This is a genomic window from Leclercia sp. Marseille-Q4284, from assembly GCF_916618945.1.
GTDB classification, from domain to species: domain Bacteria; phylum Pseudomonadota; class Gammaproteobacteria; order Enterobacterales; family Enterobacteriaceae; genus Enterobacter; species Enterobacter tamurae.
Window position 1 is genome coordinate 1653239 of record NZ_CAKAKG010000001.1, and the last position, 19838, is coordinate 1673076.

17 protein-coding genes are annotated in these 19838 nt (G+C 58.4%); 9 read left to right on the forward strand and 8 right to left on the reverse strand.

What is annotated here, in order from left to right:
- Window positions 1-23 precede the first annotated feature (23 nt).
- A complete protein-coding gene (gene patD / locus LG383_RS07680) occupies window positions 24-1448 on the forward strand; it encodes an aminobutyraldehyde dehydrogenase (protein WP_166182525.1) in 1425 nt (474 codons plus the stop codon).
- Window positions 1449-1636: 188 nt separating this feature from the next.
- Window positions 1637-3085 (forward strand): flagellin, encoded by a 1449-nt coding sequence (locus tag LG383_RS07685; RefSeq protein WP_225758736.1) that lies wholly within the window; start codon window positions 1637-1639, stop codon window positions 3083-3085.
- Between the two features lie 10 nt (window positions 3086-3095).
- On the opposite strand, the gene LG383_RS07690 is transcribed toward LG383_RS07685, so the two are convergent.
- Together LG383_RS07690 and LG383_RS07695 are read right to left on the reverse strand one after the other, a co-directional pair.
- Window positions 3096-3278 carry a DUF1869 domain-containing protein gene (locus LG383_RS07690; protein WP_059307860.1) on the reverse strand — a complete coding sequence of 61 codons (183 nt, stop codon included), beginning with the start codon at window positions 3276-3278 and terminating at the stop codon, window positions 3096-3098.
- Between the two features lie 15 nt (window positions 3279-3293).
- Window positions 3294-3623, reverse strand: coding sequence for a DUF1971 domain-containing protein (locus tag LG383_RS07695; protein WP_225758737.1), 330 nt, complete (start codon window positions 3621-3623; stop codon window positions 3294-3296).
- A gap of 412 nt (window positions 3624-4035) precedes the next feature.
- Between LG383_RS07695 and LG383_RS07700 the strand changes: the two genes are divergently transcribed.
- Together LG383_RS07700 and LG383_RS07705 are read left to right on the forward strand one after the other, a co-directional pair.
- On the forward strand, window positions 4036-4209 hold the full coding sequence (locus tag LG383_RS07700) for a GhoT/OrtT family toxin (RefSeq protein ID WP_106993544.1): 174 nt from the start codon (window positions 4036-4038) through the stop codon (window positions 4207-4209).
- Window positions 4210-4334: 125 nt separating this feature from the next.
- Window positions 4335-5105: an alpha/beta fold hydrolase gene (locus LG383_RS07705; RefSeq protein ID WP_225758738.1), complete on the forward strand. Its 771-nt coding sequence runs from the start codon at window positions 4335-4337 to the stop codon at window positions 5103-5105.
- A 70-nt stretch (window positions 5106-5175) separates the two neighbouring features.
- On the opposite strand, the gene LG383_RS07710 is transcribed toward LG383_RS07705, so the two are convergent.
- Genes LG383_RS07710 through LG383_RS07720 form a run of 3 tightly spaced genes read right to left on the reverse strand, consistent with a single transcriptional unit; the run spans window position 5176 to window position 11649 of the window.
- Window positions 5176-7338 (reverse strand): virulence factor SrfC family protein, encoded by a 2163-nt coding sequence (locus LG383_RS07710; RefSeq protein ID WP_225758739.1) that lies wholly within the window; start codon window positions 7336-7338, stop codon window positions 5176-5178.
- Window positions 7335-10316, reverse strand: coding sequence for a virulence factor SrfB (locus LG383_RS07715; protein ID WP_106993543.1), 2982 nt, complete (start codon window positions 10314-10316; stop codon window positions 7335-7337). Before LG383_RS07715 ends, LG383_RS07710 begins: the two co-directional genes overlap by 4 nt.
- Window positions 10317-10320: 4 nt before the next feature.
- Window positions 10321-11649: an SrfA family protein gene (locus LG383_RS07720; RefSeq protein WP_225758740.1), complete on the reverse strand. Its 1329-nt coding sequence runs from the start codon at window positions 11647-11649 to the stop codon at window positions 10321-10323.
- A gap of 281 nt (window positions 11650-11930) precedes the next feature.
- Here LG383_RS07720 and LG383_RS07725 point away from each other — a divergent pair, with 281 nt between their 5' ends.
- Window positions 11931-13529: an ABC transporter substrate-binding protein gene (locus LG383_RS07725; protein WP_225758741.1), complete on the forward strand. Its 1599-nt coding sequence runs from the start codon at window positions 11931-11933 to the stop codon at window positions 13527-13529.
- Window positions 13530-13603: 74 nt separating this feature from the next.
- Window positions 13604-13837 carry a YdcY family protein gene (locus LG383_RS07730; protein WP_225758742.1) on the forward strand — a complete coding sequence of 78 codons (234 nt, stop codon included), beginning with the start codon at window positions 13604-13606 and terminating at the stop codon, window positions 13835-13837.
- A 2-nt stretch (window positions 13838-13839) separates the two neighbouring features.
- On the opposite strand, the gene LG383_RS07735 is transcribed toward LG383_RS07730, so the two are convergent.
- The gene (locus tag LG383_RS07735) at window positions 13840-14289 is read right to left on the reverse strand and encodes a DMT family transporter (protein WP_225758743.1); all 450 of its coding nucleotides are present in this window, start codon (window positions 14287-14289) and stop codon (window positions 13840-13842) included.
- Window positions 14286-14804 carry a GNAT family N-acetyltransferase gene (locus tag LG383_RS07740; RefSeq protein WP_225758744.1) on the reverse strand — a complete coding sequence of 173 codons (519 nt, stop codon included), beginning with the start codon at window positions 14802-14804 and terminating at the stop codon, window positions 14286-14288. The genes LG383_RS07735 and LG383_RS07740 overlap by 4 nt, the downstream gene beginning before the upstream one ends.
- Before the next feature lie 152 nt (window positions 14805-14956).
- On the opposite strand from LG383_RS07740, the gene LG383_RS07745 reads away from it, so the two are divergent.
- The 3 genes from LG383_RS07745 (at window position 14957) to LG383_RS07755 (ending at window position 17561) form a co-directional block, all read left to right on the forward strand.
- Window positions 14957-15532 carry a helix-turn-helix domain-containing protein gene (locus tag LG383_RS07745; RefSeq protein ID WP_225758745.1) on the forward strand — a complete coding sequence of 192 codons (576 nt, stop codon included), beginning with the start codon at window positions 14957-14959 and terminating at the stop codon, window positions 15530-15532.
- Between the two features lie 65 nt (window positions 15533-15597).
- The gene (locus tag LG383_RS07750; RefSeq protein ID WP_225758746.1) at window positions 15598-16635 is read left to right on the forward strand and encodes an NADP-dependent oxidoreductase; all 1038 of its coding nucleotides are present in this window, start codon (window positions 15598-15600) and stop codon (window positions 16633-16635) included.
- A gap of 257 nt (window positions 16636-16892) precedes the next feature.
- Entirely contained in the window at window positions 16893-17561 is a 669-nt protein-coding gene (locus LG383_RS07755; RefSeq protein WP_106992952.1) for a GntR family transcriptional regulator, read from the forward strand.
- An 89-nt stretch (window positions 17562-17650) separates the two neighbouring features.
- Here the strand turns inward: LG383_RS07755 and pqqU are convergent, their stop codons facing one another.
- Window positions 17651-19765, reverse strand: a complete 2115-nt coding sequence (pqqU, locus tag LG383_RS07760; protein ID WP_225758747.1) for a TonB-dependent receptor PqqU — start codon at window positions 19763-19765, stop codon at window positions 17651-17653.
- Window positions 19766-19838: the final 73 nt, after the last annotated feature.

A 19838-nucleotide genomic window follows, 5' to 3' on the forward strand; every position in this document is an offset into this window, starting at 1 on the left:
GTTGATTTCAACAGGACAATACTATGCAAACTCAACTGCTGATTAATGGTGAACTGGTCAACGGCGAAGGGGAAAAGCAGCCGGTCTATAACCCCGCGACCGGCGAAGTACTGCTGGAGATCGCCGAAGCCTCCGCTGAACAGGTCGATGCTGCCGTGCTGGCCGCCGACCGGGCCTTTATCGAGTGGGGACGTACCACGCCGAAAAGCCGCGCCGAGTGCCTGCTCAAACTGGCCGACACCATCGAAGCCAATGCCGACACGCTGGCCCGGCTGGAGTCGCAAAACTGTGGCAAGCCGCTGCACTGCGTACTGGGAGATGAGATTCCGGCGATAGCCGACGTGTTTCGCTTCTTTGCCGGGGCGGCGCGCACCCTGCACGGCTCGGCGGCGGGGGAATATCTGGAGGGGCACACCTCGCTGATCCGCCGCGACCCGGTGGGGGTTGTCGCCTCGATTGCGCCCTGGAACTACCCCCTGATGATGGCAGCCTGGAAGCTGGCCCCGGCGCTGGCCGCCGGGAACTGCGTGGTGCTTAAACCTTCTGAAATCACGCCACTCACCGCTCTCAAGCTGGCGGAGCTGGCAAAAGAAATTTTCCCTGCCGGGGTGCTTAACGTGCTGTTCGGGCGAGGTAAAACGGTCGGCGATCCGCTGACCGGGCATGAAAAGGTGCGGATGGTGTCGCTCACCGGCTCTATCGCCACCGGGGAACACATCATCGGCCATACCGCCTCGTCCATTAAGCGCACCCATATGGAGCTGGGCGGCAAAGCGCCGGTGATCGTTTTTGATGACGCTGACCTTGACGCGGTGGTGGAGGGGGTACGCACCTTCGGCTTCTACAACGCCGGGCAGGACTGTACTGCCGCCTGTCGCATCTACGCGCAAAAAGGCATTTACACGAAGCTGGTGGAAAAACTGGGTGCCGCAGTCGCCAGCCTGAAGATCGGCGCCCCGGATGATGAGAGCACCGAACTCGGCCCGCTAAGCTCGCAGGCGCACCTCGACCGGGTGTGTAAAGCGGTGGATGAGGCCAAAGCCCTGGGGCATGTGCAGGTGATCGCCGGCGGCAGCAAGCACGACGGCAAAGGCTATTACTTCCAGCCGACCCTGCTGGCAGGCGCGAAGCAGGAGGACGCCATCGTACAGCGGGAGGTGTTTGGCCCGGTGGTCAGCGTCACCGAATTTGACGATGAGGATCAGGTCCTGGAGTGGGCCAATGAATCCCAGTACGGGCTGGCCTCCTCGGTCTGGACCCAGGATGTGGGCCGCGCGCACCGGATCAGCGCCCGCCTGCAGTATGGCTGCACCTGGGTGAACACCCACTTTATGCTGGTGAGCGAAATGCCCCACGGGGGGATGAAAATGTCGGGCTACGGCAAAGATATGTCGGTGTATGGTCTGGAGGATTACACCGTGGTCAGGCACGTGATGTTTAAGCACTGATAAGCCTCACCGCCGGTTCTGGGAGACTAAGCCGGCGGTGATTTAATATATTCTCTAAGCGAATATATTAAATATTTATCTTTTATATCCCCGCGAGAATATATCGTCAGCTTTTTTTAACCATTACCCTAAATTAAATCGCCAGCCCGCCGATACCGAAGTAAATCCATAATAAAATCGCCCTGACCATGCTTGCAATTAATCATAACGAGATTGCCGGGCTCTCGCTTAAGTCCCGGAATACCAACAGTACTTTACTGTCCCAGACCATTGAACGGCTGTCGTCCGGCTTGCGTATTAACAGCGCGAAGGATGACGCAGCCGGGCAGGCGATTGCCAACCGCATGACCGCCAACATTAATGCGGATGGGGTGATTTCCCGTGGGCTGGATGACGCGATAAGCCTGGCGCAGACGGCAGAAGGGAGTCTGAGCGATATCGGCGCTATGCTGATCAGAGCCAAAAGTCTGGCGATTCAGGCGGCAACTGGCACGTTATCGCAGTCTGACCGCAACAGTATCAACCAGGAGTATCAGCAGATCCTCGGGACGATTACTCAAGTCTCTGAGCAAACTGAAATATTTGGTCAATATCCGCTGGCAACGGATAAGCCTGTATTACCGCCGCAATTAATTGGCGATGTTGCACCGCTGGACCGTAAATTCCCGGTGGCCGGAACAGATTATTCTTTCAGTTCCGGTGTTATTCCGCTGGCCTATATTCCCGCCGGGTCGATCAATATCAGCATTACCATTGATTCACTGGGCCTGGATGACGATCTGCAGATATTTACCCGGGATGGCAAACATCTCGCGGGTACGCCTTTATCCGGCCCGGACGCGGATTATACCTGGGTCAGCCGTGGCATTACCGATGGCGCGAAAGCCACCGCTTCGGTGCTGACGGCCAAAAACGGATTCGACAGCGGAGCGGCGTATGACGACTCGCAGCTGATTTCTGGCGGAGCCAGCTGGAGCCTCAGCGGTGAAACGCTCAACTATAACGGGATGAACATAACCTACAGCGGGGATGGGGATCGTTATGAAGATGTGGCCTCCGGAGCCTGGAACGACGGCGCTAACGGCTCAAACCGCATCGAACGCGTTACGCTGGATACCGTTACGGAAGATTTGCTGGTGATGGTGGTGGGGAGCGGCTCCTTTACCAGCAATATTACCTGGGGAACTTTACCGACACCGACGATCACCCCGGCGGTTCCGCCGAAGCAAAGCCGCCCCGTTGAGATAGTGACCAGCGCCAATTTCGGTGAAGCCCTGCAGTCCACGACCATCGAGCCAACGCCGACAGATCTGAAGACGCTGCAGCTGGACAATACCGACATGATCACCGAGGCGGGGGCTCGCAAGTGCATGGGGTTACTGGATGCCGCGCTGGAGAAGGTGAGTGGCTATCGCGCGCAGTATGGCGCCGCGATCAACCGGTTTGAATCCAGTAAGGCGGTGCTGTCCCAGCAGAGCATCTCCCTGCAAACGGCTCGCAGCCGCATTCAGGATGCCGACTACGCCGCCGAGGCCAGCCAGCTTGCCCGGGCGCAGATCCTGGAACAGAGCCAGAATGCGGCCCTGAAAATGGCGAATCAGGTGCCGCAGACGGTGCTTGAACTGCTCAAAATGTAACGGGGGGCGGCTACCAGCCGCACACCTCGTGTTCATTCTCCGTGTCGTACGCGCGCACCGTATTCACCAGGTCTTTTACCACCTGAGCGGCGACGTCCGGGATCATCAGCTCCATCGGGGCGTCCGTCTCGTAATCCACCGATACGCCGTTGCTGTTGTTGGTCACGGTGACGGTATAAGTTGCTTTGCCCATGATGTTACTCCTTCTCTATTTGCGACTTCTTAGTACGTCGGGTTCAACAAAAAAGTCGATATTGAAATACGTATCGTCGGTCATCACTTCGATGTGGTGCCAGCGTTCAGGCGGGAATACGCCGAAATGCCCGGCTTCAATGATCAGAACGCTGTCGGGATCGGGCGAGGTTTCGTCAGCATAGCCGAGATAACGCACCGCACCCTGCATCACGCTGAGGCGCGGATAGACGCCGGGCTGCGTCCCGGTATCGAGATGGCGTTTAAAAATCCCCGGCGGGGCGGTCTCTTTGGTCCAGAATGGGGTGGAACGAGTGTGAATACAACTTTGCGGAATACGCAGCATAACGTCCTCCTTATAAAAAGTGAGGATATTACAGCACGGATCGCCAACCGGGACTTACCAGAAAGTGCATTTAAAATGCGGCTTTAAAGTAGTACTCCTCAGTTGGGCTATACTTACTCATTCCGAAGGCCATAAAGGAGAGTCTTATGCTACACGTCGATAAAGACAAATCCCGTAAAGTACCCGACTCGGGGAACAAGAAGCCTCAGCCGGTGAAGAAGTAGTCCCGGAAATCAGGGCCGCATAGTGCGGCCCTTTTAGTTTAAAGCGTCACGCCAGAGATGTAGCTAAAGCTACTCAATTGTTAGTAACCATAAAATCTATGTGGCTAATATGTAACAAAAAACTTGATCTGGTTCAACATTTGCCGCATATTGCGCGCGGTTATTGAACAGCAGATTGGGTGAATGAGATGACGTTGTACCAGAAAATGTTAATGTTTTACGCCATCATGGCGACCATCTGTGCGCTTATCACCTGGTTTCTCTCTAAAGATCGCAAACGCATCCGCTTCCTGAGCGCCTTTCTGGTGGGCTCTACCTGGCCGATGAGTTTCCCGGTTGCGCTGCTGATCTCTCTCTTCTAAAAGCCGCCCCTGCGCGGCTTTTTGCCGGATGCGGTGCAAGCACCTTATCCGGCCTACAAAATCTGGCAATGGTATTCCTCTGCGATGAACTGTATAAATACACAGTCATCTGAAAAGGAGTGCATATGAACAGCTTTTATTCTCAACAGGCTTGCTGCGCTGTGCGCTGGCAGGATCTTCCAGGACACGGCGAACCGCTGGTATTTATTCACGGGCTCGGCTGTGCCTCTTCTTACGAATATCCCCGTATCGTCTGCGACCCTCAGTTCGGTTCCCGCCGGGCCATTCTTATCGATCTTCCCGGCAGCGGTTACAGCGATAAGCCTGAGACCTACGGCTATCAGACTTCAGCCCAGGCACAGGTCATTATCGAACTGCTCAATCATTTAGCCATATCGTCATTCTGGCTGTATGGGCACAGCATGGGCGGCAGCATTGCGATCGAAACGGCAGAGCTGGCCGGTAATCGTCTGCTGGGCCTGATCGTGTCCGAACCCAATTTCCATGCTGGCGGTGGCGTGTTTAGTCGGAATATTGCCGCCCAGACGGAAGAGGATTTTGTCACTACCGGATATCAGGCCATGCTGGAGGCTGAAACTTCATCCTGGAAAGGGAGCCTGCAAAGCAATGCCCCCTGGGCGGTATGGCGCGGAGCAGCGAGTCTGGTTGAAGGCGTACAGCCCAGCTGGAACGAGCGATATCTGCAATTAGTTTGTCCGGTATGGCTGATTTTTGGTGAGCTTTCGCTTCCCGATAGCGATATGGAGGAGATGCGCCAGCAGGGTATTGAGGTAAAAATTATCCCCGATGCCGGACATTCAATGTCGTGGGAAAACCCGTCGGCGCTGGCGAAGGTACTGGCTGATTGTATCCAGCAGGGTCAGGCGGGCCGATGAGGTTGCCGTATGGTTATCAGGCCTACGATTCACCGTAGGCCTGATAAGCGTAGCGCCATCAGGCGTCTTTTCAGGCAAGCAAGCCCTGCAACGCCTTGCGATCCTCCATCGACATATCGTGCGGATGCTGATACCCGATGTTATCAATCGCCTGGGTGTACAACGCTACCAGCCAGTCATAGACATAGGCCGTGGCCGCATGGACCGGCTGCTCGCCGAGGCGGGTCAGGCGGGGCGCACTGCTGTTGACCGTTGGGGTTACAAACACCGGCTGGCCTTTACGGATGCGGCTGGCAGGGCGGTCAGAAGCGGGTGTCTGCGCATAGCCGACCCAGCCCACGAAATTCCCCAGCGCGGCATGCAGTTGCGCGGCACTGCTTTTATCGGTATCGACAATCTTCTTCAGCTGAGCGAGCAGGTTCAGTCGATAGCTGGCGATCACCAGCACATCGCTAATCTGCTGTAACACCGCATTATCGATCCCCAGACGGCTGGCGACGGCTTCATCGCGGCTCCACTGTCGCAGGTGATTCACCCAAACCTGATGGGCGAGGCGGGCTTTGTCCGTCGGCTGCCAGATCTCATCGGCATCCTGGGCGCTGTCGGCAAACAGGTCGATGGCGTCGGTAAACAGGCCGTTGACCTGCTCTTCGCGCGGCTGTTGCACTGCGAGTAGCGTTTCAAAGGCGCGCAGCGGCGGGAGCAACCCTTCCAGCAGCTCACCGTGACGGGCGGCGCTTCCCTGCAGGGTACGCACCATCGCTTCGGCGGCACCGCGCTGGGCGGCAGGATCCTGAGTCAATGGCGCCAGATACCCCTGCATCAGCTGATGCAGGTCGCGCTGATGGTGCTGGCGGAGGGCCAGCAGACGCGTCTTACGCTGGGATGGCAATGTCGCCTGGGACAGCCACTCGATCACCCGCTGCATGCTGCTGCTGTCCAGCGCCTGCAGGGTGCCCCAGTGCTGACCGGGTTTGCCGAGCAGCTGCTGTACCGCTTCGTCGAGATTAGTCCGGCGGGTAAAGCGCGCATCCTGCGGGGTGATCGCCCACACCAGCCCCGGCAGGGCAGCGTCGTCACCCGGCTGGGTCTCTTTCACCCAGTTGAGCAGCGTTTTTGCGGTTTTTGCCGTCTCGCCGTGGTGGGCGGTAGCGTTGCAGATCACCAGCACGTCCGGCTGGAGATGCTGGCGATAGTGCTCCAGCAGCCACTGCTGTTTGGCCTGGGCCAGGGGTAAATCAGGCTGGGTTGACGGGGCCGGAATATCGATAATATCCACCCCGGCCAGGGCGCTGTTTTCTATCGGCAGGATCAGCTCGCGGGTCAGCAGGGCCAGCACGTCCAGCGGGATGCTGATGGCGTTAAGCAACTCGCCGTTGTGCAGCGGATGCAGCACGGCCTGCTGCACGTCCGGCAGGGCCATGTCGCCCCGGGTGAGGAAGCCCTCGGTCGGCAGACCAAAGTTATCCACCAGCAGGCTCAGCGGCGCGGCGAGCGCCCGGGCATGGCTGGTCTGGTGCAGAATATGTGCCAGCTTCAGCCACTGCTGAGTCAGCTCCTGCTGTTCGCCCCACAGCAGCGACCAGACGCTGGCGCGGGTGCTCAGATCCAGCGACGGCAGCAGCAGGGCAAACTGGTGCCACAGGGCATCGTCCATCTGCTGGGCTGCGGCGGGCACCGTATCGCGCCAGTAGTGGGCGATGGTACCCACCTCGGCGGGCGTGATCCCCGGTACGCTCTGGGGCTGACGCAGGGCGCGCCACTTCTCCAGCCGGGCTTCAATCACGGTTTTGTCCACCGCCGGCAGCGTGGCGCGGGCCAGGAAGACCTGCACCAGTTCGGCCTCGGTGAGCAGACTCAGGCGCAGCGGAAAGGCGTCGTCCGCGATCTCTGCCGCGTTCGGGCTGAAGCGCAGCGCCATGTTGGTCAGGGCATGGCCGGGGTTGATGTGTGAAAAATAGTCAAAGGTCCGCTGGCCGACAATCACGTTCATGCGCTGATTGTCGCTTCCACACAGGGTGGCGAGCAGGTGGGCTTTCGCCGCCTGGGCGTGACCGTACAAGCCGATAGTGCTTCCCGCGGTCAGCGCCCGCTCGATGGCGTGCTCCCGCGCGTCAGCTATCGCCAGTCTGGCCAGCAGGGCGTCGGCGTCGTTATCAAGGATTGGGGCGTGCTGGCGCGTTGTGTTGATCCACCCGATTAACGCCTGAGTTGTGGTCGTCGTGGCTGTCATTTCAGGTATACGCTCCCGCTGTCGATCCAGTAGTGGCTACCGCTGTGTCGGCGGTCGGCCAGGGTATTCAGTTTAAAGGTCAGGGCATCGGGTGGCACCGGGGTGCCGTCCTGCAGCCAGGCATCGCTCAGTTCAAAGGCTTCCGGGCCATCATGTTTGTTTCCGCCGCACAGCTTCAGGCGCACGTTCAGGACCCCATCCCCGGCGATGGATTTCGCCAGTTCCGCCGAGTTGATGCTCAGGGTGTAGAGCGGGGTGGCAGGCCAGCGGGCATTCGCCAGCTGACGGAAGCCGAGCGTCACGTTACCGCGCAGCGGGAAGTGCAGGCGGGTATCCAGCTTCGCCCCCGGTTTGTCGAGATCGATATCCTGATACCAGACGTTCTCGTCGCGCAGGGTGTTGACGGTATTATCCAGCACGCCGAGATAACGCACGGTGGAGTAGGCCCCGATATCCGCCGCTTTAAAGTTAAAGCGCGGCAGGCGCAGATCCAGCGCCAGGCTACAGAGCATCGCCCCAACCGCCGCGGTGGATTTCGGGTTGCCGATCCGCCCCTGCTGGCTGAACGGATACCACTCATGCACCCGGTACTTATCCAGCCACACCATCCGGCTGACCGGCACCGGCTGCAGATGGCGGATCAACGCCTGAACGCCCGGCAGACAGCCCGGACGCCCGGTGATTAGCAGGATATCGCAGGCGTAGTGGGAGATCGCCTCTGCCACCGCGTGCAGCGGCGCGGCGAGGGTAAAGTGCCCGGCCAGCATCGCATCCTGCATTTCACGGAAGTTAACGTGCAGCGGCACGGCGAACAGGTCGAACGGCTCAGAACCCGCAGGCAGAGCGTGTTCGATGGCCTGCTGGAGATAGTTCATCACATTGCGCGTCGGCTTGCGGGTCAGCAGATCGCCAAAGGTGGCGTGCAGCCCGTCGAGCGGATTGTCGATATCGCTGGCTTCCCACGCGGCGAGGATCGCATGCCCAATCGGCATAAACAGCTGCAGCGCCGTCTGCTGGCGCAGCACCGCCTGGGTGTCGATGCGCCCGGAGTCGCCAAACAGCGAGGCCATCAGCAGTGAGGCATCGGCAATGCCGGACTTCTGCAGCTGCGTCTGCAGGGCAGGCAGGACATAACGCTGGATCACATCCAGCAGGGTGTCATCGCCCGCCACCTTAAAGCCTTCGCGGAACAGCAGTTGGGGGGTGATTTTGACGTTACTGCCCGAGCCATCGTCGAGCTGGTAATGGGTGATCGCCATATCGGTGGTGCCACCGCCGATATCAATCGAGGCCACGCGCAGGGCGCGACCCGGGGCGCAGCCTGGCTCCGGCTCGCGATCCGGTCGGGCTACCGCCGCGAAGAAGGCTTCGGTCTGGCCGTTGTAATGGGAGATCGCTTCGTTATAGAGCCATACCAGCTGGCCGCAGCTGGCTTCGTCCCACTCCATCTGGATCTCCGGCACTGGCACCACGCTTTTCTCCTGCTGCTTGCGGCTGGAGAAGTCGTCATCCTGCGGGTGCCAGCCCATCGCTTTCCAGACGATGGCGATGGCTTCGAACATGCGGCGGCGGAAGATCTCGCGCTCCTGCTTCGGCATTGCCGACGGCAGGGTGAGGATCAGGGTGCGCAACTGACGCGGCGACGCCGGGAAGCCCAGACGCAGACGAGTAGCCACGCTGTTGATCTGCCCCAGCGCCTGCGCCAGCAGTTCGCACAGCATGTGGGTCATCAGGGTGCTGCGGCTGTACTGCGGCGAGAAGACCGGCAGACGCTCATCCTGCGGGAGGGTGAACAGCGGCTGGCCGTCATCGTTCATCAGGTTCATCAGCGGGAAGGCGGTCGCCAGCGGTTCGCGCTGGGTTTTGCTGTTCATCTGGCTGAAGCGCCAGTCCTGCACCACCGGGGTTTCATCCCACAGGTAGCGGCGCGGGCTGGAGATGCCGCTGTTACCTTCGGTGCCCAGTCGCTGGGTGGCCAGCTTCCGCGCTTCATCGCCGACGCGCACGATGGAAGGCCAGACAAAGGCGTCTTCCCGACCGCTCTCCACTGAGAAGTGCTGCTTGCCGAAGCGGGCTTCGGAAAACTCCAGACGGCTGGTAAACAGTGGCTCGTTGAGGAACTGCGGTTCGCTCAGGGAGCGCACCTGCAGCTCGGCGGTCTGGCGCAGGCCGTCGTTGGCATCGCCGTGGTCTTCAATGATCACGCCGCAGGTGTGGGTGTTGCCGACATCCAGAATCAGATCCACCGGGATCGCCGGGGTGCTGAGGGTATGGGTGACAAATTTCACTTCCGGCACGGTGAGCTGTTCGCCCAGCATCGCCATAATGTTCAGCCAGTGCGCCTGATACTCAAAGTTACGCATTGCCAGCTGGAGATCGCGCTCGGCGCGGTTCTCTACCCCCGCGGCATACTGGGTGAAGGCCTCGCGCAGCCAGCCGTCAATCCAGGTCTGGTCGAGGAAGTTCGCCACTTCGTCGTCGCGCCAGGCCAGCGCGAAGCGGGTGCCGTTAAGAATATCGTTCTCCACCGGCGACAGCGGGCTGGTGGCGTGGGCGGCAATCTGGCTGTCCAGCGCCAGGGTCACGCGGTGGCTGTTCCCGGCGTTGTCCGGCGTCTCCAGCTTGCGCACCTGCACCCGCGCCCAGTTATCCGGACCATCAACAAAGGTGCGCGGCGGGTTAAAGCGTAAAAACGGCACCGGCAGCCAGACGCCGTCCAGTACCGCCAGCGACTGCTGGAGCAGAATGGTGCTTTCGGGTTTGACCACCTCCGGCTGTCCGCCGCCGGTGGTGGGCAGGGTGTAACGGCCATTCACCAGATCGAAGTTCAGGCGCAGCAGGGGGCCGTTCGCGGTTTTACGCACGAAACGTCCGCTCTGGGCGGAGTCCTGCGGCGTCAGGCCAAAATCAAGAAACTGAACGCCGCTGTTCGCAATCAGCGTGACGCTCTGTTTGTAGTCGCAAAGGTTTACCAGCATAGGATCACGCACCTGCCTTCCTGAATGTCAATGGAACTACGGTTTTCGCGTCGTAGCGCGCGCTGCATTCCGCCACGTCGTTGGTGCCGGCTTTACAGGTAATTTCCGGCATCGGGTAGCGCGAGCCGTCGGCGCAGCGGGCGTTGCCCCGGGTTTTGATCAGCAGCTCACCGTTGCTGTGCAGGCCGGAGAAGACCTCTACGCGGCAGACCACGTTGTCGCCGTGAACGACGCGGGCCGTCCCTTTATTGTTCTGGATCTGATAGCGCAGTGACGGCGGTTTGCCGGTGATCGGATCGGTTACATCCAGCATGACGCGCCAGCTGCCGTTAAGAAAACGGGTCGAGCCGGATTTCACCTGACCGGCCTCCATCACCATCGCCTCTTTCGGGATCGCAGTAATCACCACCGGTTCGGCCGCGACCGGGGCCGGGGCTTTTACGGCGGCGACTTCAGCCTGGTGCAGCGGTAAATTCAGCGGCAGAGGTTCGACGGCGGCAACCGGTTTTGGCTCGATGGCCACCGGGGCGGCCGCCACGGCTTTTACCGGCTCAGCGGTAGGGGTGTGCTTCTGCCACAGCAGCGGGCCGGCAACGGCAGCAACCACGACGGCGGCAACCGGCAGCGGCCAGAGTGGAAGGCGGCGTTTTTTCGCGGCCACCACCACCGGGGTCGGTTCCGGCTCGGGATCGCTGGCGGTCATCACCGGAGCGGGATGGGCCTCGTACAGATCGTCGGCGGTGATATGCACCGTTGAGGGGGCAGCAACCAGCGGTTCATCGGCTTTTTCAAAGACGATGGCCGGTTCCGGCTCGGATTCAGGCTCGGGCTCAACAACCGGGGCAGGCAGCAGGGAAGCGCGCAGACAGTCGAGGATATCCTCCCGCGCATTTTCATTGAGGTTCACAAACCCCCAGAAGGTGATCACCGGCTTGCCGTCAACCAGGAACAGGAAGTTCTCGCCGGGGAACTGAAACGCTTTAGAGAGCAGGGAACCAAACAGCTGCTGGGCGGTTTTTGGCGACTGGAGCGATTTTTTGCTCAGAGACTCGACGCTGGACAGGGTGCTTTCCAGCAGGCGCAGGGCCCGGAAGCGCGCATCTTCGTCGGCGGCTTTCCAGCTGGTCACGGTGCCTTCCGTGGGCGAGTACCAGTCTACCCGGTCGCCTTCATCATTGACCTGCGGGATCGCCAGGCAGTCGACAATCGACTGCTGTTTGCGCAGGCGCAGGGCCTCACGGATTTGCAATGCTGATTCAAAAACGGCCTGTCCGCCGCCGCCAACGGCCTGAAAATCATCAAGATTGCCGCTGCGTAAAAGGGTTTTTGCCACGATTTGGTCCCATAGACTTTTTCACGCGTCTACTTTACGAAATCTGCGGGCAAGCAAACGGCAGAAGAGACGGCAAAAGCGGCGATTTCTTACAGCATTGAGGCAGCGGAAAGTGCTTGACGTTGAATGTACCTTAAGGCAAATCACTCTCCCGTGGCTGGTGGGAAAATCAGCGGAAATAACTGCTTTAGAATAACCTGATAGTGTTTCGTTATTTGCCAGGGGAGAGGGGCTGTGCTGTTATTACCCTTCTCTATAATAAAACCAAACAGGTAATAAACATGTCTACAGGGAAAACGCTCCTCGCGCTGGCATTAAGCGCGTTGTTACCGGCAGGTGCCGCCTCGGCGGCGAAAAACGACACCATTATCTATTGCTCAGAGGCTTCGCCTGAGTCATTCAACCCGCAGATCGCCAGCTCCGGCCCGACCTTTGTCGCCAGTTCGCAGGTGCTGTATAACCGCCTGATCAACTTTGATCCGGTCAAAAATACCCCGGTACCGTCGCTGGCAGAATCCTGGACCATCTCCCCGGATGGCAAAACTTATACCTTTACCCTGCGCAAAGGGGTGAAGTTCAACAGCAATAAATTCTTCAAACCGACCCGCGATTTTAATGCCGACGACGTTATTTTCTCGGTGCTGCGTCAGAAAGACCCTAATCACCCGTACCACAAGGTGTCACAGGGCAACTATGAATACTTCAATGACGTCGGGCTGGATAAGCTGATCCAGGAGGTGAAGAAGGTAGATGATACCCACGTTCAGTTTGTATTGAGCGAACCGAATGCCGCGTTCCTCGCCGACTGGGGGATGGACTTCGCCTCGATCCTCTCTGCGGAATATGCCGACGCGATGCTGAAGAAAGGCACGCCGGAGAACGTCGATACCTGGCCGATCGGTACCGGGCCGTACGTGCTGCAGCAGTACAAAACCGACTCCCAGATCCGCTATCTGGCTAACCCGAATTACTGGGATGGCGAGGTGCCGACCAAACATCTGATCTTCTCCATCACCCCGAACGTCGAGACCCGTCTGGCGAAGCTGCAGACCAACGAGTGCCAGATTATCCCTGCGCCATCCCCGGTGCAGTTTGATGTGATCAAGAAAAACAACGATCTGACCCTGCATTCGGTGGATGCGCTGAACGTCGGTTATCTGGCGTTTAACACCGAGAAAAAACCGTTTGATAACGTGCTGGTGCGTCAGGCGCTGAACTACGCCACCGATAAAAAAGCGATTATCAACGCGGTGTTTATGGGCTCCGGTACGGTGGCAAAATCGCCGATTCCGCCGAATATGATGGGCTTTAATAAAGATTTGCAGGACTACAGCTACGATCCGGAAAAAGCGAAAGCGCTGCTGAAACAGGCCGGGCTGGAGCAGGGGGCGGAAGTGACCCTGTGGTCGATGCCGGTGCAGCGTCCCTATAACCCGAACTCACGCCGCATTGCCGAGATGATCCAGAGCGACTGGGCGAAGGTGGGGATTAAGGCGAAGATCGTCTCCTATGAGTGGGGCGAATATCTCTCCGGGATGCGTAAAGGCGAGCACGACAGCGCGCTGTTTGGCTGGATGTCGGATAACGGCGACCCGGATAACTTCGCCGATGTACTGCTGGGCTGCAACAGCATTAAAACCGGCTCCAATGCTGCGCGCTGGTGCGACAAGGGCTATGATGACCTGGTCCAGAAAGCGAAGCTCACCAGCGACCCGGCTGCCCGCACGAAGCTTTATAGCCAGGCGCAGGAGATCTTCTACCAGCAGGCGCCGTGGATTGCGCTGGCGAACGGCAAAACCTTCTATGCTACCCGCAGCAACGTCAGCGGGTATAGCGTCAGCCTGATGGGGAGCGATTTCTCGAAGGCGAAGCTTAACTGAGTCTGGTGCGGCCTGAGCCCCTCACCCTGACCCTCTCCCCATAGGGGAGAGGGAAAAAAACATAAGGAGTGACAATGTCACATTTAGAGGAAGTGATCGCCCGCGTTGATGCGGCGGTTGAGGAAAGCGTGATCGTTCATATGAACGAGCTGCTGTTCGAATTAAGCGAAGATACCGAACTCAGCCGGGAAGATCGCTATACCCAGCAGCAGCGTCTGCGCACTACCATCGCCCATCACGGCAAACACTATAAAGAGGATCAGGAGGCCCGTCAGGAGAGCCTGACCAAAGGCGGAGTGATCCTCTGATGTCAGAATGAGCGCCTTGCCACCAGCCAGGCGCCAATGACCAGCAACACCGCGCCGCAAACCGGGCCGATCAGCGCCTTCAGCGGCACCCCCTGACTGCGCACCACGTCCATCACCAGACCGCCAATCAACTGGCTGGCGACCAGCACCGCAATGGTCGTCGCGGCCCCGACATACTGATAGCCGCTGATGCTGGCAAAAACGAAAAACGACCCCAGCAGGCCGGGGATTAAGGTCCACCAGCGCACCGTATGCACCAGCTCGCTGAACCCGGCCACGCCGTTTTTAATCAGCAGGATCGACACAAACAGCACAATCCCCACCAGCGAGTTGAGCAGCATGGCGATAAGAATGGTGCTCGAGGTCTGGGTAATACGCACCATCAGGGTGTTCTGTACCACCAGGCCAATGCCTGCCGCCACCAGAAACACCAGCGTCAGGGACTGATTCATCCGATGTTATCCGGGTCACTGCGCTCGTCGAGCTGCAACTGCATGAAGGTCAGATCCAGCCAGCGGCCAAACTTGGTGCCCACCTGCGGCATCTGTCCGGTGGTGACAAAGCCCAGCGTCTCATGCAGATGAAGGGAGGCGCTGTTTTGCGCTTCAATGCCTGCCACCATCACGTGTTTGCCAATGCGCCGCGCTTCTGCGATCAGGGCCTTCATCAGCTCGCGACCAATGCCTTTACCCTGGTGGTCCGGGTGAACGTACACCGAGTGCTCCACGGTATGACGAAAGCCGTCAAAGGCGCGCCAGTCACCGAAGGAGGCATAGCCCGTCACCACCTCATTTTCCTCGCTTACCAGCACCGGATACCCCACCATCTGGCGCGCTTCGAACCATGCGATACGGTTATCGGTATCGACCGTGGCATCGTTCCAGATCGCGGCGGTGTACAGCACCGCGTGGTTATAAATTTCACCGATGGCGGCGCAATCCTCTTTGCAGGCGTGACGAATAATCATAGGGATCCTCAGGCTGAATGTGTTCACTATAGTGGTACGTATTGTCACAATATTACACAGAGCGGCTGACTTAGCACTATGCTATAAGTCATAACTTTTTGTTATGTAAAAAAGCGTCTTGTAATCCATTACTTTCACTATAGTATTACGCGATGACAACTATGCCAGACAATATCAATCAACGGATCAGCGCCCGTATCCGGCTGGAGCGTGAAGCCCGCGGCTGGTCGCTGAGTGAGCTCGCGGAACGCGCCGGTGTCTCACGAGCAATGATCCATAAAATTGAACGCGCAGATAGCAGCCCGACGGCGACGCTGCTGGCCCGTCTCTCCGGCGCGTTTGGCATCAGTATGTCCACGCTTATTGCGCGCGCTGAACTGCAGGAAGGCAAGCTGTTACGCTTTGCCAACCAGCCGGTCTGGCGCGACCCGCAAACGCACTATCTGCGTCGTCATGTCTCACCTCGCAGCGATCTGCCTATCGATATGGTGCAGGTTGAACTTCCCGGTGGGAGCGATGTACCGATGCCTGCCTCTTCTTATGCCCTTGCACGCCAGCTGATCTGGCTGCAGTCGGGTGAACTGGTCTTTCAGGAAGGCGATACCCGCCACGACATGCGCGCCGGGGATTGCCTCGAACTGGGGCCGCCAAACGACTGCCGTTTTATCAACGAGAGTCGCGAACCCTGTGTCTATCTGGTGGTGCGGCTCAATCAATCCGGCTCGTAATGCGAAGGCAGGCTGGAGGATATGCAGCTAGTCTCTAAGGACATTTGTGTAATCTGGAGTCATATATGAGTCAGCCTTCTACACCAAACCGTCGTTGGGTTCTCGCTTCGCGTCCAAAGGGCGCCCCGGTTGCCGATAATTTTCGCCTGGAGGAGCGTTCTGTTCCTCCGCTGGCTGAAGGGCAGATCCTGCTCCGTACCGTCTGGCTGTCGCTGGACCCCTATATGCGCGGCCGCATGAGCGATGCGCCATCCTACTCGCCGCCGGTGGAGATCGGGGCGGTGATGGTGGGCGGCACGGTCAGCCGCGTTGAGCAGTCGAACCACCCGGAGTATAAAGCCGGTGAATGGGTGCTCGGCTACAGCGGCTGGCAGGAGTATGACGTCTCCGACGGCAAGGATCTGGTCAAGCTGGGCGATAACCCTGAGCGTCCCTCCTGGGCGCTGGGAGTGCTGGGAATGCCGGGCTTTACCGCCTATATGGGGCTGCTGGATATTGGCCAGCCTAAAGAGGGCGAAACCCTGGTGGTGGCGGCCGCAACCGGTCCGGTAGGGGCTACCGTCGGGCAAATTGGCAAACTGAAAGGCTGCCGGGTAGTCGGTATTGCCGGGGGCGCGGAGAAATGTCGCCATGCGACCGAGGTACTGGGCTTTGACCAGTGTATCGATCACCATGCCGCCGATTTTGCCGACCAGCTGGCTAAGGCCTGCCAGGCGGGGATCGACGTCTATTACGAAAACGTCGGCGGGAAGGTGTTCGACGCCGTACTGCCGCTGTTAAACACCGGGGCGCGAGTGCCGGTGTGCGGTCTGGTGAGCGGGTATAACAACGACGCCCTGCCGGACGGCCCGGACAGGCTGCCACTGCTGATGGGTACGTTGCTGAAAAAACGTATTCGCATGCAGGGCTTTATCATTAACCAGGACTATGGCCATCGCATCGAAGAGTTTCAGCAGGAGATGGGCCGCTGGGTCAACGAGGGCAAAATCCACTACCGCGAGCAAGTGGTTGATGGGCTGGACAATGCCCCGCAGTCGCTGATTGGTCTGCTGGAAGGTAAAAATTTCGGCAAAGTCGTGATACGCGTCGCGAAGGATAACTAATAGTACTTGTAAGGGCGGGTAAAACCGCCCTTACGGACTATGCAAAATTCTGAATAACGTCTTTAATAATACATGTCTACAATAACTCAGCCGCAAAATTGACGGATGAGATACCTAAAGAAATCAATTAATTTTAGTTCTGTTTTTATGCGGTCAAGAATACCAGGCATGCAGATACAGGATATATCATCACGCGTCGCTTCACGCCTTTTGCCCATTTGGCAAAGCGCGTTTTGCATCTGTTACAGGAATTGAACATGCTTGATTTGGATAATATTGAAAAAGCGCAGCGCATGAGTCTGACGACTCAGGTGGAAGTGGCGCTAAAAGGGGCGTTAATTGCCGGTTCGCTTAGGCCAGGGTCACGTCTTGTGACGAAAGAGATTGCCGATAAATTAGGCACCAGTATTACTCCGGTTCGTGAAGCACTACTGCGGTTGGTCTCCGCAGGCGTACTGCACGCTGCACCGGCTCAGGCCTTTCTGGTGCCTGAAGTGACACAGGTAGGGTATGACGAGGTCAACCGCATCCGTCGGGAGCTGGAGATGTTGGCCGTTGCCGCAGCCTGCGAACGCATGACGGACAGCAAGCTTGAGGAGTTGCGTAAACTCAGTGAGGCGTTTCACGACGCCATGAGCAACAACGATGTGGAGAAGTCTCTGGAGGCCAACCGCATCTTCCGTTTTACCCTGTACAAACACGCCGAAATGCCAACGCTCTGCACCCTGATCGAACAGCTGTGGATGCGGATCGGTCCCTGCTTTAGCTACTGGTACGATCAGGATATCGAACTTCCTGCGACCACCTATCGCTATGATGAACTGATCGACGCGCTGGAGAAACGCGATGTTGAACGGTGCCGCGCCGCCGTCGCCGAGGTCGTGGACAAAGCGAATAACCTGCTGCTGCAACAATATTTAGCTTAATATTTAACCGCCAGCGAAACGCTATATTTTTTAATATTACCGCTTCGCTTGTTTATTCCCGGCAGACGAATGCCTGCCGGGTAGTTTAATTACTCAAAGCGGTAAGAGATTGATAACCCAACGCCATAATTACGTCCTGGCGCCGGCTCGTAATAACGTCCATTGGATTCATTAACGATCACCGACCCGATATATTCTTTATCGAACAGGTTATCCACGCGACCAAAGAGATCCATTCCCCAGTTACCCAGATTCATCTTATAGCCGGTGTTCAGACCCACGACGGTATAAGAGGGCGCTTTGGCGTTATTCTCGTCATCGGCCTCGATGTCACTCATGTAACGCACATCCGATCCCGCATACCAACCCTCTTCAGGCTGCCAGCCAAACGAGGCATAGCCCATGTTGCGCGCAATGCCTGGCATCCGGTTGCCGTTACAGTCTGCGTCGCCGCAGACGTTGCTGCGGTAGGTAGCATCCAGGTAGGTCCACGCCATTTTCAGCTTCCAGTTCTCGGCAAACTGCTGGTCAAGGCCGAGCTCCACGCCCTGACGACGGGTTTTCCCGGCGTTTTTGTAGCTGGTGCGTCCGCCTGCGCTGGCGTCCACCACGATCTCATCGTCGGTATCGGTACGGAACAGCGCCGCGGTCAACAGGCCGTTGCCGATCCGCGTTTTGCTCCCCACTTCATACGTGTTGTTGGTGGACGGCTTGAGGCCGAAGTTCAGGCCGCTCTGATTATCGGTGCGGTAGGAGAGTTCGTTGATGGTCGGCGTCTCAAAACCACGGCCTGCGGCGGCATACAGGTTCCATGCGTCGGTCACGCGGTACTTCAGCGCCCCTGCCGGGAGCCATTTGTGATAGCTGGCCTCACCGCTGTCATCGCCGTTGGCACCCTGCACATAGTGGTCGTTCGAGTCGAACCATACGGAGCTGTAGCGCACGCCTGCGTCGAGGGAGAGTTTATCCGTCAGCTGCCAGTTGGTTTGCAGGTAGGGATCGACGTTCCACATCAGGTTGCGCTCGTCGCGGCGTTTCGCCCCTTTCACGCCGTAGTCCGGTGTCCCGTTGTTCATCACGTAGTTTTCATAACCGCGACGATCTTCACTCAGGTTTTCGTAGTTCAGGCCGGTGGTGAAGGTCATCGGTACCAGCAGCTCCCCGCGGTGGGTCCAGCGGGTGTCGATCCCCTGGTAATGACGCTGCATGTCGATCACGCCGCCCGCGTGGGTAGGACGCAGCTGGGGCTGGTACGGAATCGACTGGTACTGAGTCATCTCGCGTTCACCCGCATAGGCCATCACGCTGAGGTCGTCCTGCGCGCTCAGCTGGCGCTCATAGCGCAGGCCAGCCTGGGTCTGCTTGATGGTCTTACGGGTGTTGTACTGATCCCCGCGCGGGGACTGGCGCGGGTTATCCCGCCACTCCTGATAGTCCAGGCCGCCGGGATCGTTGGCTTTCATATCCACGCTGTTGAAAATCAGGGTCAGCTTGCTGGCATCGTCGATGCGCACGCCCAGTTTGGCGTTGGCGAGGTTTTTACGCGCGCCGCTGTGATCGCGATAGCCGTGGGTGGTGAAGCGGGTGGTGGAGACGGTGTAATCCACATCTCCTGGCTGGGTGCCGTCGCCCATCGCGCCGGTAGCCTTCATGCCGTAGCGCCAGCTGCCGTAGCTGCCGTAATAGCTGCTGGCCTCCACGGTATTAGGCTGGCGTCCGGTTTCGGTGGTCATGTTTATCACGCCGCCCGAGGCGTTGCCGTACAGGGCGGAGAACGGCCCGCGCAGGACCTCGACGCTCTCGATGCTGTTAAGATCGATATTGGACGTTTGCCCCTGGCCGTCCGGCATGGTGGCCGGGATCCCGTCGACATACAGGCGAATACCGCGCACCCCGAAGGTGGAACGTGCACCGAAACCACGGGTCGATAACTGGAGATCCTGGGCGTAGTTCTGCCGGTTCTGGATTTGCAGTCCCGGCACGCTGCCAAGGGTTTCAGAGAGATTAATACGCGGGGTGGCGTGGCGCATATCGTCGCCGTTGACCACGCTGACCGCAGCAGGGGTATCCAGCTCAGAGAGCGTTTGTGGCGACGCGCTGACGATCATGGTCTGCTCTTCTGCCGCCAGGGTGGCGACAGGAGACAAAATAACAGGAACCAACAGCAGGGGAAGCGTTGCCTTACGGGCAGAAAAGATTTTCATTAATAAAAGCCGCTTAAGGAAATGACGAACCAAATGGAACATGTGCTTACATGGTAAATCTTTTGTAAATGTT